The 14,296-nt window shown below is 59.0% G+C and carries 11 protein-coding genes and 3 pseudogenes; 8 read left to right on the top strand and 6 right to left on the bottom strand.

Features of this window, described 5'->3' with window-relative positions:
• Positions 1–194 precede the first annotated feature (194 nt).
• Positions 195–1,169, top strand: coding sequence for an ABC transporter substrate-binding protein (locus XH80_RS03595; RefSeq protein WP_271597360.1), 975 nt, complete (start codon positions 195–197; stop codon positions 1,167–1,169).
• A gap of 40 nt (positions 1,170–1,209) precedes the next feature.
• On the opposite strand, the pseudogene XH80_RS03590 reads toward XH80_RS03595, so the two are convergent.
• Positions 1,210–1,323 (bottom strand): annotated as a pseudogene (locus XH80_RS03590) (IS110 family transposase); the annotation flags it as partial.
• A 414-nt stretch (positions 1,324–1,737) separates the two neighbouring features.
• Between XH80_RS03590 and XH80_RS03585 the strand changes: the two are divergent.
• The 3 genes from XH80_RS03585 (at position 1,738) to XH80_RS03575 (ending at position 3,597) form a co-directional block, all read left to right on the top strand.
• A complete protein-coding gene (locus tag XH80_RS03585) occupies positions 1,738–1,887 on the top strand; it encodes a hypothetical protein (RefSeq protein ID WP_271597359.1) in 150 nt (49 codons plus the stop codon).
• A gap of 51 nt (positions 1,888–1,938) precedes the next feature.
• Complete coding sequence (locus tag XH80_RS03580) at positions 1,939–2,367, top strand: cupin domain-containing protein (RefSeq protein WP_057740363.1); 429 nt, start codon at positions 1,939–1,941, stop codon at positions 2,365–2,367.
• A gap of 183 nt (positions 2,368–2,550) precedes the next feature.
• Positions 2,551–3,597 carry an ABC transporter substrate-binding protein gene (locus XH80_RS03575; RefSeq protein WP_271597358.1) on the top strand — a complete coding sequence of 349 codons (1,047 nt, stop codon included), beginning with the start codon at positions 2,551–2,553 and terminating at the stop codon, positions 3,595–3,597.
• A 63-nt stretch (positions 3,598–3,660) separates the two neighbouring features.
• Here the strand turns inward: XH80_RS03575 and XH80_RS03570 are convergent, their stop codons facing one another.
• The 4 genes from XH80_RS03570 to XH80_RS03555 form a co-directional block, all read right to left on the bottom strand.
• Entirely contained in the window at positions 3,661–4,461 is an 801-nt protein-coding gene (locus XH80_RS03570) for a class I SAM-dependent methyltransferase (RefSeq protein WP_271597357.1), read from the bottom strand.
• Positions 4,462–4,607: 146 nt separating this feature from the next.
• Positions 4,608–5,396 (bottom strand): ABC transporter ATP-binding protein, encoded by a 789-nt coding sequence (locus XH80_RS03565; protein WP_442868596.1) that lies wholly within the window; start codon positions 5,394–5,396, stop codon positions 4,608–4,610.
• Positions 5,390–6,328, bottom strand: a complete 939-nt coding sequence (locus XH80_RS03560) for an ABC transporter permease (RefSeq protein ID WP_442869107.1) — start codon at positions 6,326–6,328, stop codon at positions 5,390–5,392. The genes XH80_RS03565 and XH80_RS03560 overlap by 7 nt, the downstream gene beginning before the upstream one ends.
• A 101-nt stretch (positions 6,329–6,429) precedes the next feature.
• On the bottom strand, positions 6,430–7,560 hold the full coding sequence (locus tag XH80_RS03555; protein WP_271597354.1) for an ABC transporter substrate-binding protein: 1,131 nt from the start codon (positions 7,558–7,560) through the stop codon (positions 6,430–6,432).
• A gap of 457 nt (positions 7,561–8,017) precedes the next feature.
• On the opposite strand from XH80_RS03555, the gene XH80_RS03550 reads away from it, so the two are divergent.
• Positions 8,018–8,347: a hypothetical protein gene (locus tag XH80_RS03550; RefSeq protein ID WP_271597353.1), complete on the top strand. Its 330-nt coding sequence runs from the start codon at positions 8,018–8,020 to the stop codon at positions 8,345–8,347.
• A 3,687-nt stretch (positions 8,348–12,034) separates the two neighbouring features.
• Positions 12,035–12,407: pseudogene (locus XH80_RS03545) on the top strand (IS110 family transposase); the annotation flags it as partial.
• A 92-nt stretch (positions 12,408–12,499) separates the two neighbouring features.
• On the opposite strand, the pseudogene XH80_RS03540 reads toward XH80_RS03545, so the two are convergent.
• Positions 12,500–12,574, bottom strand: a pseudogene (locus tag XH80_RS03540) (helix-turn-helix domain-containing protein); the annotation flags it as partial.
• A 148-nt stretch (positions 12,575–12,722) separates the two neighbouring features.
• Between XH80_RS03540 and XH80_RS03535 the strand changes: the two are divergent.
• On the top strand, positions 12,723–12,983 hold the full coding sequence (locus XH80_RS03535) for a hypothetical protein (protein ID WP_271597352.1): 261 nt from the start codon (positions 12,723–12,725) through the stop codon (positions 12,981–12,983).
• Between the two features lie 221 nt (positions 12,984–13,204).
• The gene (locus tag XH80_RS03530; RefSeq protein ID WP_271597351.1) at positions 13,205–14,194 is read left to right on the top strand and encodes an ABC transporter substrate-binding protein; all 990 of its coding nucleotides are present in this window, start codon (positions 13,205–13,207) and stop codon (positions 14,192–14,194) included.
• The last annotated feature ends 102 nt before the right edge of the window (positions 14,195–14,296 follow it).

The raw sequence follows: 14,296 nt of genomic DNA, 5'->3' as shown, positions 1-14,296 counted from the left end.
TTTGAGACCTTCCGATGAGCACCAAAGATGTCCGCTCCTCGGGTCTGACCGGAAGCAATCGCGGCAGGACTAAACCGACGTGATTGACCCCAATTCGGACATTCGGTCGCAGCGTCGGAAGCCAATTGTTCGCCATATCTCATGCGGCGATCCCGCAAAGGTGCTAGGTTTTAGACATCGATGAGGCATTCCACTTGCGACGGCGCGATTTCATCACGTTTTTTGGTGGCGCGGCGGCAACATGGCCGCTTGTCGTGCATGCGCAGAAATCGCTGCCTCGGATTGGGTGGTTGGTATTTGGCGATGCTGAAAGATTGGGACCAGTCGATCAGTCGCTGAAGGACGCACTCGCGCAGGCCGGGATCCTCGATGGACGCAACGTCGAAATTGTCTTCCGCTATGCCAACGGAGTGCCGGATCGACTTGTGGAATTGGCCACTGAACTTGTCGCGCAAAGGCCCACTCTTCTGCTCGCCATTGGCGGTGATGTTATCAAGCCACTGTTTGAGGCAAGTAAAGGTAGCGTACCCATCGTCGGTGGCGTTAGCGATAACCCGATCCGGTCGGGAATCGCCGTGTCTCTTGCTCGACCAAGCAAGAACTTCACCGGGATCACGTTTCTTACGGATGAAATGGCAGCGAAGCGAATAGAATTGCTCAAGCAAGTGGCCCCGAACGTCAGGAAGGTTGGGGTGATATTTAATCCCCAGCATTTCGATGACGAAGTGACTTTTGCTCGGCGCGGCGCCGAATCGCTCGACCTTGAGCTAACCGCCTACCCGATAAATGTGATCGCCGATCTCGACACCGCGCTAAAGGGGGTGGAAGCAAGCCGCGCCGATAGCTTGCTCGTCATTTCTTCACGTCTGACTGGCGTTGTTGCCGCTAAAATCGCGCAATACGGCCAGGAGCGTCGTCTTCCCGTGATTGCCTCGTGGCGGGAATTCGCAGATAGCGGTGCCTTGCTGTCCTATGGTCCGAGCCGGAGTTTTGAGGCCAAACGTCTGGTGGGCTATGTGCAAAAAGTCTTAAAAGGGGAGAAGCCGGCAGATTTGCCGATCGAGCAACCTGTGAAATTCGAGCTTGTTATCAATCTCAAAACTGCCAAGGTCATCGGGCTCACGGTACCGTCTTCATTGCTCGGCCGCGCCGACGATGTGATTGAATGAGGCCGTTGAAGCGGTAGGCGGGATCGGCCAGAACCTTCAGGAGCGCTTGAGGCTCGCTCGCCACCTTCACTTCCTTCAAGATCTTGCCCGCGTCATCCAAAATGCAGACACTCGTCTGCTTGACCGATACGTCCAATCCAGCAAAATGGTCCATGCTGCGCTTCTCCTTCTGATGCTTGAGGCCGTTGCCACGGACCTCGTTTCACCATCAGCCTGAAGCGCAGCACCTAAAATCTTTAGCTATCCACAAGCTGGGCCGGCCGATTACCCCATCTGTCGGTGGTAGGCCGGACCTAACTTGAACCGGGCCAAAATGTCGCGATTGACCCGGAGCGCCTGTATTCGGCCATCGGTGCTTGCCTCTGGTGGCCGAAGTTGATTTGCCGCGCTTGGCAGAATGCCTTCAAGCCGCCCTTTGCGAAGCGCGACCGACTGCGCGGTCATAGGGCCGTCGATTCCCTGACCTAAGGCTGCCAGCTATTCTTAGAGCGTTTTAAATACGGCTTGCCGCGTCGGCTCCATTAGGCAACACTCGCCCCGTTTCAGATAGGTATTTTTGAGGTCATTCATGCCTGAGATACTGGAGGTGCTGCTGTGGTGTGCCGCGCTTGCGACGTGGCTGTTGCTTCTCTTCGCCTTCTTGAGTGAGGCCCTGAAACCGCCCTCAAAGAGCGTCCGCCGAGTGATCGAGGAAGCTTTCAAGCCCAACTTGAAATGATGTCGGCTACGATGAGCTTAGCCGTCTCGCGATCTTATCTTTGGAGGCAAAATGGCTGAACTCATCGAGGTTGGCGCAATGCAGCTACGTTTTTTGCGTACCAAGTATGATACGAGCGGGGCGCTTGATATGTTTGAGGTGGTGATCCCGCCAAACTCCCGTATGCCGGTCCCGCACCATCATCGTGACTGGGAGGAAACAATCTACGGCCTTGAGGGCGTCGTCAGTTGGACGGTCGCCGGCAAGCGCATCGAGATCAGGCCGGGAGATGATCTTTTCATCCCGCGCGGTGTTGTCCATGGATTCCTCAACGAGACGCAGGCGATTGCGAAAATGCTTTGCGTTCTCACGCCAGGCGTTCTCGGGCCGGAATTCTTCCGGGAAATGGCCGTTGCCCTCGGCGGCCCTGCGCCTCCTGATCCTGCCCGGATGGGCGAGATCATGAAACGTCATGGCCTAATACCTGCGCCATCTCAATGAAGGGGCATTCGCGTTCGCGCTCTGCTCGCGAACCGCGTTACTTCTGGATGTCGGCCCGTGGCTGACCTTAGCCCAAGGCGCCGTGAGATCTGCTTCCTGATGGTGATCCGAACAAGACCATGGAAGGTGGCCAAGGCAGCCCTTGACCCATCTCTACCATCTGCCGGTCAACTGCTATGATGTATGGACGACATTGCCAATCACGATGCGGCGGTGCCATGGTGTCTGCGAGGGATGGTCATGCGACGGCGCAACTTCGTCAAGCTGCTTTGTGCCGCCGGCGCAGGGTGGTCGCTCGCGGCACATTCGCAAGACAGACTACGGCGTATTGGAGTACTGTTGGGGCGCCCGCTTGGGGACCCCGAAGGAGAGAAACAGGCTCAGGCACTTGAGCAAGGGCTTTCGCAGCTTGGTTGGAAGCGGGACCGTACTGTCCAGATTGAATACCGCTGGGCTGGTGGCGATCCTGAACGCACCCGGATTTTCGCGAAAGAGCTGGTCAGTCAGAGGCCCGATGCCATCGTCGCCCAGAACACTGCCATAGTGACGGCATTACTGGCTGAGACACGCACCATTCCCATCGTTTTCGTGCAGGTTACTGATCCGATCAAAAGCGGTTTTGTTGCCAGCTTGGCCAAGCCCGGTGGGAACGCGAGTGGCCTCGTCGATCTGGAGCCCTCACTCGCGGGAAAGTGGGTTGATCTGCTGAAGCAAATCGCGCCCGGACTCGCGCGGGTCCATTGTATTTTCAACCCGGAGACCGCGCCGGGGGGCGGGGCGTATTACTTGCGTCCGCTTGAGGCAGCTGCAACATCCCTGGGTGTCGAACCGAGGGCCGTGCCGGTGCGCGACGCTGCCGGGCTCGAACAAGCGATTGCCGCGATTGCCGGCGAACCCGGTGGTGGGCTCGTGGTTATGCCAGATATTTTCAATGGCATTCATCGTGAGCTGATAGTCTCGACAGCCGCCCGAGACCGTGTTCCCGCAATCTATGCCTTTCGCTTCTTTGCTTCAGGCGGCGGATTGATGTCTTACGGCGTCGATATCCTTGATTTGTACCGGCGAGCCGCATATTACGTCGACCATGTCCTGAGAGGCTCGCAAATTGCTGATCTTCCCGTGCAGCTGCCGGTCAAATTTGAACTCGTCGTTAACTTGAAAGCTGCGAGAGCGCTTGGCGTCAATATCTCTTCATCGCTGCTCGCTCAAGCCGACGAAGTGATCGAATAGGCCCTCATTACGACGTATGAAGTCCGGAACGATTTCGGATTCAGGACCTCGGAAGAGATCGAGTCAGGGAACTTTGCCACGGCAGGCCCATGCGACGTTTGCAAAGGATCGCGGCCCATCGGGCCGGCCGGCCTCGTAGGCATCGCGCACGGCGGCATCGGTGCGCGCTCGCTCCGCAGCGTCGAGCGCTGCCACATACTTGCCGAGCGGCCCTTCGCCAGCGGCAATCGGAGCCCAATAGTCGGCAAAGTCTTGGTAGTCCATGCGGATCATCAGCTCCATTTCCGCAATGTCCACGAGACCCTGTTCGGCAAATGTCCGTCTCAGTTCGCCTGGCTGCATCATCGGTTGAAAGCAAAAGCGACGGCGCAGCTCGCGTCCGCTTTCTCCGAGTGCCGCCACCGTGTCGACCATCATGCGCATGCCGGGCATGCCGCCGAGATGATCCCACACCGCTGCCGCGACCACGCCGCCCGGCCGAACGACGCGGCGCATCTCGGCCACTGCCTTGCCGGCTGCGGGAACGAAGTGGAGCACGAGAAGCGCCAAAGCGCGGTCGAACGCGCCCCGCTCGAAGGGCAGGGCGCAGGCGTCCGCCTGTCGGACTTTTATTCGCGGGTTCGTGTTGCGCCGGATCACCTCCTCGACAAAGATTGGTGAATAGTCGACCGCGTCAATCTCGACGACGTCGGCGGCTTTGACGAGCGCGAAGGTCAAGCTCCCGCTGCCGCAGCCGAGGTCGAGAATCCTTTCGCCGTCGGCAACCCCTGCGAAGTCGATGAATAGCGGCGCGAGTCTTCGGCTCCAGCGGCCCATGAGTTGCTCATAGCCCGCAGCGCTGTGTACGTTGAATTCCGAGGTCATCGAAGTCTCCGTGCGCTCGCCAAATTCCTGGACCTCGACGGGGTGGTTACCAAGCCGCTAAAGCAATCGCATTGCAATCGTGGCGAGCACGCCGTGCGGCTATGACGCGTATGAGAAGATCTGCCACGGCGGGCTCCATTTGACGGCTACCACGCCTCCTCAAGGCCGAGATGCTCGAACACCTCGCGACGAAGCTTAACGAAATGCGGATCGCCCCGGTGGCGAGGATAGGGCTGGCTGTTGACGACTTCGGCCTTGATCCGTGCAGGTCGGTCGCTCAGCACGATGACGCGGCCGGCGAGCAGGAGCGCCTCCTCGACATCGTGCGTGACCAACAGCGCTGTGAAGCTCGAGCGCTGCCAAAGTGATACAAGTTCTGTCTGCATCGCGATGCGAGTGAGCGAGTCGAGCTGGCCCAAAGGTTCGTCCAGGATGAGCAGTGTCGGGTCGTTGACAAGCGCACGCGCCAGAGCCGCGCGCTGTGCCATGCCGCCGGAAAGCTGGTGCGGGTAGGCATTGGCGAAGCCCGTGAGCCCCACCAGACGCAAGGCGTCTTCGATACGTTCGCGATGGGTGCGCAGCAAGCCGCGGGCTTCCAGACCGAGCGCAACGTTGCTCCACACTGTCCGCCATGGATAAAGCGTGGGGTCTTGAAAAACGACGACGCGCGACGGATCGGGTGCTTCGATCTTCCTTCCCTCCGTTAGCAGGGCGCCGGCTGTTGGAGTGTCGAGCCCCGCGACCAGGCGGAGCAAGGTCGATTTTCCGCATCCACTCGGTCCAAGGATAGCGACAAATTCGCCGCGGCCGACCTGCAGGCTGATGCGGTCCAACACCGGTAGGGGCTGCCCTTCGAAATTGAAGCGATGGCTCACTTCGCGGAGTGTTAGCGTCGATCCACGGACCGAGTGATCGCCTGCCATCGCCGCTACCATCGCACCAGACCTTTCTGCCAGGATAGTAGGCGATCCCGGAAGCGGAACAACAGCGTGATCAGCCCTGAGCACAAGAACGCCATGAGCAGCAGCGCGGCGTACATATTGGCATAGGCCGCCCAACCCTGCGCCCATTGCAGATACCAGCCGAGCCCGGCCTTCACGCCCAGCATCTCGGCTACGACAAGAACCGCAAACGAGTTGCCGAGCCCCATGAACAGGCCAACAAAGACATGCGGCATTGCCGCCGGAATGGCAACCTTGAGCACGAGGAAGCGCTGGGTTGCTCCCAATGTCCGCGCAATATCGTAATAGGCACTCTTCACGCAGGCAACGCCTGACCAGGTGAGCACGGTGACCGGAAACCCGGTGGCGAGCGCGATCAGGAAAATGCTGGCGCTGAAGCTCGACGGGAAAACGAAAAATGCAAGTGGCAGCCAAGCTGTCGCGGGCAGCGGCCCGATGAACCGCAAAACTGGGTGGATCCAATAACCGGCGAGCCGCGACCAGCCGATCGCGACGCCGGTTACGAACCCCAGCGCCGCACCGAGAAAATAACCGGTCGCGAGCAGACGCGCTGAGGCGAAGATGCCTTCAGCCAGCCGCCCCCAATCATCGATGACGACTTCGACAATGGCCTGCGGCGGCGGAAAAAATGGCAACGGCAGCAAACCAAGCTTTGCTGTGACGGCCTCCCAAGCTGCCAAAAACAGCCCGAGCGCGAACAGCCACGGAGCAAGCCGCTGGAGACGCTGAAAAGCAACAAATCGAACGCCGGCAAAGGCCGCCAAGGCAAGGGCAAGGGCCAATGCGCCGCAGGCAATGGCGAAGCCGCCCGTATAGACCCAATCGCTCTCGGGCTTATCCGGCCAGAATGCAGTGAGCGCGGCGACCATAGACCACGCGACCGCAACAGACAGCCCGCCAATCAACGACCGAGTGGCCGAACTTTCAAAAAAGCCGAAACCCGATTTCTCTGATGGCCTCGGCACTTCATCGATGACCGAGCTCACTGCGGATCTTCCCAATCGGGTCAGCTTAGAACGTCAAGATAAATCCGGTCCGCGAACTTGGCCGGGTCAGTGCTTCGCTTGATGACGTTCACTGCCCTGAGTTCATCGGTATAGAGCAGAAGCTGCTTCTTGAGCTCCGCCCCGACGGGATGCCTGTGGTGAGTATGGCTACGATACATCGTGGCGAGATCCTCTAAGGACCCTCTCCCGCCATAGCCCGAATAGATTGCAGCGGCATCGGCGGGATCGCTGGCAACTCGATCTGCCGCTTCCAGTATCGATCGTGTCAGAGCGGCCGCCACCGCCATTTCGCCTCGGGTGAGGCTGCCACGTATTGCGAGAACGCAGCAGGTGCGGTCGGCGAATTCACCCGTTAAGTTCGTCGCGATCTCGTTCAGTTTGCCTTCCTTGAGCCAGAGGTAGGGCAGCGGATCTATCTCGGCTAGCGCCTGCACTTCGCCCTTGTCGACGGCAAGCGCGAGCAGATTGGCCGGGTACTGGCGCCACTCTACTTCTTGGGCCGGATCGATGCCCTTCTTGGCGAGGTAGATCGAAAAGAAGTTCTTCGCGGGGCTCGCTTGATCGCTAATCGCGATAGCCTTGCCACGCAGGGATTCCAGGCTGTCAATATTCGCAGCCTTGGAGCCGAGGAGCCGGATGCAGCCGCCGTGCACACCCGCGGTGATCCGAACGTCAAAACCTTGCTCGAGCGGTTTGAGCCAACGCAGGGCCAACCCCAAACCGGCATCTGCCTTGCCAGTTGCAATCGCCTCCAACAACTGGTCGGTCGAACCGCCGAAATTGACGAAATCTACATTGAGGTTGTGCTTGGCAAAGATACCCCGTTCTTTTGCGACTGGCGCAGCGACCGTGCATGCCGCGTTCGCGTTCCAGGCGAGTTTTAGTTGACGGGGTGGCCCCTGCAGCTCTTCACTGTTCGCTGCGGTGCGGCAAATGAAGGCCTCGCCAGGAACATAAGACAGCGATCCAGCCCCAGAAGCCGTCAGCGCGCGAGCCGCTCCGAACATTCCAAACGGCGCCGCGGCGCCGAGAGTGCAAACCAACGTCAGCACCGAGCGGCGCGACAAGGTGCCCCGCTTCGCTTCAGCCAGATCTTTCGTTAAGCTGTTGCCAATTTCGCGCTTTTCCATTTGTCGCTCCCAAACTCGCGTGTGAATGGAATAGAACCGGGCGGCGCTTTGCGGGGCTTTAGCTCACCTCTCCATGGGCATCATCCGAGCCCGTCTGCTACACAGGTGTGAAGACGTTCACATTAACGCAAAAAATTGGAAGGCGATAGCGGCGAGGCGACTAAGGCTCTTGTCAATCGTGTTGACCTACTCACGGCAGCCCTGTCGCATTTAATCGCGATCGGCGGGGGTAGATGATCGAAATTTCGATCGTGCGCACACACCAGCATGGAGCCAGCGTTGCGTGAATTCGGCGACGCGATCTAACGCTAGTCGGCATGATTTGGGATAGTCGGCTGGTCGCAGCAGAACGGAAACTACTGGTTAGGCTTTGTACTTTTGATCCATGTCTGCTTCCCGCTTCACTTGCTTTCGCGGGAATGTCAATTGAGTTGGGGCATCCTTACAAGGAGGTCGCATGATTACCGCCGTTGTACGATACAAACTGCCGTCGCAGATCGACCGCGCCACGTGTCGCGAGCACTTTCATAAGATCGCACCCAACTTCCGCGAGGTGACGGGACTGATCAGTAAGCACTTCGTCTGGTCCGAAAGCGGCTGGGCGGGCGGCGTGTACCAGTGGGAGCGCATTGAGGACGCCAAGGCATTCTACACCGGGCCGTGGCTCGACGGCATCATCCAACGCTACGACATGAAGCCGCAGATCGATTTATACGAGGTTTTTGCGGTGACAGACAACACGAGCGGCAAGGTTGAGCTGTTCAAGGAGACCGTTGCTTCCAAATGACCCCTGAGCAGATCTCGCTGATCTGCTGTGCGAGAGGTGGCGGTCCGTCGCGCGGGCGAATGCCGGCGCTCGCTTCCCCCTGTGGGACGAGCTCTTGACGCAATCCGGCGCGCCGCAGGCTGCACCGCGACGCGCAGTGTCGCCTAGGTGAGGCTCATAAAGTCGCAGACGTCAGCTTTCGACGACCAAGCGGAAATCCTACGATCAGTCTGAGCATTGCCGCTCGTGACCCAACTCCCACACGGCGACGTCGTCCGTGGGCGCGCTAGCCATAGCCAAATGTCGATGACTGGGAGTGCCAATCGGCACATGCTCTTGCATCCAAGGCGCGAGTGCAAAGGAGGAGGCGAGACGGTGGTCAAGATTATTTTTTATGAGTCCCATCACGCGCGCCATTCGCCTCACGGATCCGGCGTGCCGACCCAGCGCCATCGCGATCTCCGACACGACACGACGACGCGCCAGCCACGCAAGCCGCTTCCGCTCAGCCTCAGTCCATTCCTTTGGCTTCGACGATCTCATTTCGAAATGATCGAATGAGCTCGACGCGTGCGATATTGGGAAATTTACGGGTGGCGGCGAGCGACTAAAGTACCCCGTAGCGCCCCGGGACGGGGATGGATGGAAATCAGCTCGGGCGAGCGTCAATGGGTCTCTGGTTGTTCTTAGCCAGCCGGACCTTCTCTCTCAGCCTCTCTAGGTCCTCCATTGCTTTAAGCAATCTCACCAGATCGGAGACCATGTGTGCCAGAGTGGGCTTGCGCGGCTTTGGGACTCGAGATTTCTGTTTCATCGCGAAACGGCTCCCTTCCAGGACCGACGGAGATTGGCTGGCTCCGCAAAGAGCATGCCAGCGGGGGGCAACCGGGGAGCCTCGCCAGAGAGCGCGGGGGCGGGCGCAAGGACTCTCCGCATGTCCCCAAAGCTTATGCCGGGAGCGCAAGTAGCCAGGGTTGCACTCGCTATCCGCTCAAAGCCACGCGACCCGCCGCGGTAATTCGGTATTCAGTTTCGCCGGATGTTTGGGGGATTGCCTCAACCAGGCCCAGTTCCACTAAGCGCGCGACGAGTTCGTGATCAAACAGTGGAGTGCTGATCCACGGTTCGGAAGACAGCTGCTTCAGGAACGCGCGCTCGAGCTCAGTTAGATCCACGGTCGCCTCTCTGGAGACAACTCGACGCGCAAGACTGCCGTTCCGTGTTTGGGGGTGAACCTATCAACTAGGACAGGAAGCACTTGCAAGCCCGATTACAACGAGGACTTGCCCGATGAGGGGCAGTTAGGACAAGTGAGCTAGACGGCACGCAGGCTGTATTCCCCCCGACCCCGAAGAGGATCGTCGTCGAAATTTCCCAAGGAATACCGTGGGCGGATCCTGCCGCGTCCGGCTGCCCTAAGTGCTGGAGGGGACTTTTAGTGACGGCGCGAACTGTTCCGAGAATGTTGCGGCCTTCGCGTCCCGCGCTGCAGAAAAGGGCGGCCGAAATAAACGCTGAAAATCCGAGCGTTCCTAGCCCTACAAGCACTACGCCGAAAACGAGGCCACGCTTTAAACCCTCTTTCATGGGCGATAATCCTTCTGAGGATCGGATCGCATTGTTTCAGCATCGCTTCTTGCGACAGGGAGGGGCGGTCGGATGAAACGGGACGTGAGCTTCATGAATGCTCAATCTGAAACCAGCTCCCTTCGAGACGCTTGGCGCTTGCGCATTGCAGCAAAACGCGCGCTCGGGCAACGCCGCGGCGGAAGCTAGGGCCATCTGTCTGATTTATGAGGAGCCCGGGCATTTGAAATCACGGCGCCTGCGGCGGGCCGCTGCTCGTCTCCTTGCGGAAATGAGCGCTCTAGCGCCGTACCCAGTAATGACGCCGATGATGAATGCGGCCGCCACTATCAAAGATACAGAGAACCGCTCCATACCAGCGAATGCGCTACCAGGCTGCAGCGTTCCTCGTGGGCCACCTATGGGCCCAGCCCCCCGAGGTTAGTGCAATACTCGTGCGGCCTCTGCGACGCGAACCTTCTCTCTAAGGTCCTCGAGCTCCTGAATCATCTTCAGGAGATCGGGCAAAAGGTGCGCCCGCTTCAGAATTCGAGCCTTTTGTCCCATCGCCATACGCCTCCATGGCAAGCTAACGGCGAGCCACATCAAGGCGCACACAGACAAATTTTCCGCTGCACAGAGAATTGCATTTTTAACGAACCGGCTGAACATGTCCGTCTGCCTGATAGCCCGGACCGAGATATATCGTCCGCGACGAGTTCGTGAAGGCGCCTGGTCGCGCGCTTTCCAGATTGGCACGGCTGGCGACGAAGGCGGACGTTTTGATAACGGCCGAGCTCCATTCGCTGGCTCGGGGTGCGAGCTTCATCATTAAGGAGGCCGCAGAGCAGGGGTATTGTACCGAAGCCGAGGGGTCGAGTTCCTGATATCGTTCGTGGCTCTGTCGAGCACCTTGTCGCCGCGCAGTACGATCGGGAGTGCAAGTCGAAGCCGCAGCGGCTTGGCAGGCAGACACATGAGGCGCCGGCCCAGATCACATAGAAACGCAGCCAGTGGCTGGCGGCACATGCCGGAATGCTGAGCGATGAATAGGGGGGCCCCCCAGGTTTGGCGGGCTGCTCTCTTGCGGCTCTCTCGGGCAACCCATTTAATGGTTTCGATAGCTGGGAGGATCGCAATGCAAAAAATGATCACGGTGGGCGTTATGACTGTCGCGCTGGTCCTTTCAGCGTGTGGCAGAGAGCCTGGACCAAAGGGGGATCCGGGACCGCAGGGCCCAGCCGGCCCGCAGGGGGCCCAAGGTATTCAGGGTGTGCCGGGGCCACAGGGCCCTGCCGGCGCGCAAGGACCACAAGGACCGCAGGGGCCAAAAGGTGACAAGGGAGACAAGGGCGATCCGGCGGCGGTCAATATCCGAGCGGTGCAGGTCGATGGCGCCGTCAATTGCGACAACGGAGAAACCCTTGTCTCAGTGTTTTGTCCCGGTGGTGGGAGCGCAGATGGCGCGAAGTGCGGCACTTCACCGACGATTGGTCTTTGCCTGAAAAAGTGAACTCGGAAGAAGGCCCGCCGGTTCACCCTGGCGGGCCTATCACCTCATATTCGGACGCGACGCCCTCCGGGTCGTGTTCGTCAAACCAGGCCTGCGGCTTTCGCGGTGGCGAAAGCGTTCAACTCCTTGCCCTGGTCGTAAATCCACACAGTCATTGCACTGTCGGCTCCTCTTCAATCTCCTGTCCGTGCAGGTGCTCCATAACTTGGGCCAGGTCGCGCCTGTCAAACACCTCGTCCGCAGATTAGGCAGCCCATAAAGTGTTCGGACTCGCTTCGCACTGGCGGGCCAGCGGATCGCCCTTCGCTCGTCATAGTTCGCGCTCCATGGCCGGATGACCGCGATTTTTGATTTTAATCCAGTGCTTCTGCCGGCCGCCCACGGTACGGTCGATCGCGATGCTTCAAAACCAGGCCGTCGAGTCCCATGCGGCACGCGGCCCGGAATAAATCGGGCCCGATCTCGCCCCGCTCGAAAGGGGCTACACTGATCCCGTCCGGCCGGCGAGCTAGATGCCGTAATGGGCCCTGCTCCGAGCAAGGGGTCATGATGGTGGCTGTCGCCCGATAGATGATGAAACGGGGTCACGACTTGAGTCGGCCCCAAGCATCTGGAGACGGAGGACAGCCGTGGAGAACTATGCCGGAATCGACATGTCATTGGAACTGTCGAGCGTGTGTGTTGTGGACGCCCAGGGTAAGATCCTGAAGGAAGCGAAGGTCGCAAGCGAACCCGACGCCTTAGTTGAAGTTTTTTGAGACGCTCGGCTTTGCAGTGAAGCGGATCGGGCTGGAGGCTGGGCCGCTGTCGCAATGGCTGCATGCAGGCCTGAAAGGTGCAGGATTTGAAACAGTTCTGCTGGAAACGCGGCACGTGAAGGCCGCAATATCTGCAATGACGGTCAAGACGGATCGCAAGGATGCCCGCGGGATCGCCCACTTGATCCGGATGGGATGGTTCCAGCCGGTACACGCGAAGTCGGTCGGCGCCCAGGGGATCCGGGCATCGCGCAACCAACCCTCAAGGCCGTCGAGACGCTTCGGCCGCTCAGGCGACTTGAACGGCTTCACCCCGCCCGCCGCCACGTAGTCCTTCACCGTGTGATGGCTGCAGCCCAGCTGCCGCGCAATCCGCTTCACACCCCACCCGCACGCCCTTAGGCGCAACATCTCCGCCACGTCATCCGGCGTCTTCATCACCTGCCCCCGTGGATCACTCCACGCCGAGCCTTCAGTGATTCGTTCCTGCTTCATTCACTCTCTCCTCAGCTATCCGAGGAGGGGGCAATTCCTCATGACGCCGAGGGGGCAGTTTTCCATGGCGCGCGACAAAGAGGCAGCGTCTTGGGCAGCAATGGCATTGCAATACAGCCCAGAATTTCCGGCCGGACTGCGCGTCGCTGCCGCGAGCAACGCAATGGCCGGCCGACTCGAACAGGCACGCAAGGCCATGGCGCGTCTCCGGCAACTACGTCCCGCGCTCCGGGTATCCAACATCCGTGACCTGGTGCCTCATCGGCGGGCGATTGAGCTTGCGCGATTTGAAGAAGGGCTGAGGAAAGCCGGGTTGCCAGAGTAAATTTGGTTCACTTGGGCAAACGCCTGACCGAAGGAAGCGCAAGGTCGGCAATTGGCCCGAATGGGAAGTTCGGGCGGCGCCTTCAGTTGTCGGTTATCGGGGTAGACCGGAAGCAACCGGCCGACCTTCCAAACGGCGCTCATGACCCATCTCGGACATTGAGACTTGGAGCCATCATACGAAACGTCTTAGCATTATTGATGTGACGAGGAGGACGACGCATGAAACGACGACAGTTTATCAAACTGGTCGGTAGCGCGGCGACCTCATGGCCGCTAGTGGCGCGAGCGCAGCATCAGGCCATGGCGGTGATCGGCTATGTCGATGGTTCGAGGGTGGCACTCACGGGTACTCAACAGCTTTTGGCTGCTATTCGCAAAACATTGGCGGCCAACGGATTTGTCGAAGGAAAGGACTTCCGGTTCGAATTCCGAGAGGCGGAGGGCCAGTTTAACCGTCTTCCGGGTCTGTATCGAGAATTGGTGGACCAAAAGGTCACCGTCATCGTAGCACCATCGACGGCTCAGCTTGAGGCCGCCAGATCAGCAACACAGACCATTCCAATCATTTTTTTGACAGGACTTGATCCAGTCGGAAAAGGGTTTGTCGCCAGCATAAACAGACCAGGCGGCAATCTCACCGGCGTTTTCAACCTTGCTTCATTGACTACCGGTAAGCGCGTGGAAGTTTTGCAAGAATTGGTTCCTTCTCTCAAGAAAATCGCTTTCCTTACAAATCGTCAGGATGTGGATCTCAGTCAGGCGGAAGCTAAGGCGGCCCAAGAAGCCGCGAGTTTGTTCCACCTAGACCTTTTAGTCGTGAGCGCCTCAAACGCAGACGAGTTGGAAGCGGCATTCGAGACCAGCATTCGGGAAGGTGTGGGCGCCATGGTCGTTGGCTCGAACGCACGTTTTTATGTGCTCGTTAAACCCTTGGCCGCACTAGCTACACGTTACCGCTTGCCGGTGATTCACATCTGGCAGGGCGCTGCTCGTGAAGGAGTGCTTGTCAGTTACGGGGCAGATCAAGATGAAAGCTGGGAGCTGGTTGGTTACTTTGTTGCGCGCGTACTCAAAGGCGAGAAGGTTGCAAACATTCCGGTGCAGCAACTATCCAAGACTAAAATGGTGATCAACTTAAACACCGCTAAGACTTTCGGCATTACGGTCCCCACATCACTACTGGGCCGCGCCGACGAGGTAATAGAATAGAATAATGGGCAAGTCGCCTATTGTGCAGGTTTTTGGACGCCGGCGACAAAGAGGCTCCGCACGCCGAACTGACCGGCGTCCAAAAAGCGCCAAGGCACGAAG

It is taken from the genome of Bradyrhizobium sp. CCBAU 45384 (assembly GCF_028128665.1).
GTDB lineage: Bacteria > Pseudomonadota > Alphaproteobacteria > Rhizobiales > Xanthobacteraceae > Bradyrhizobium > Bradyrhizobium manausense.
This window is presented reverse-complemented; position numbering and strand designations above follow the sequence as displayed.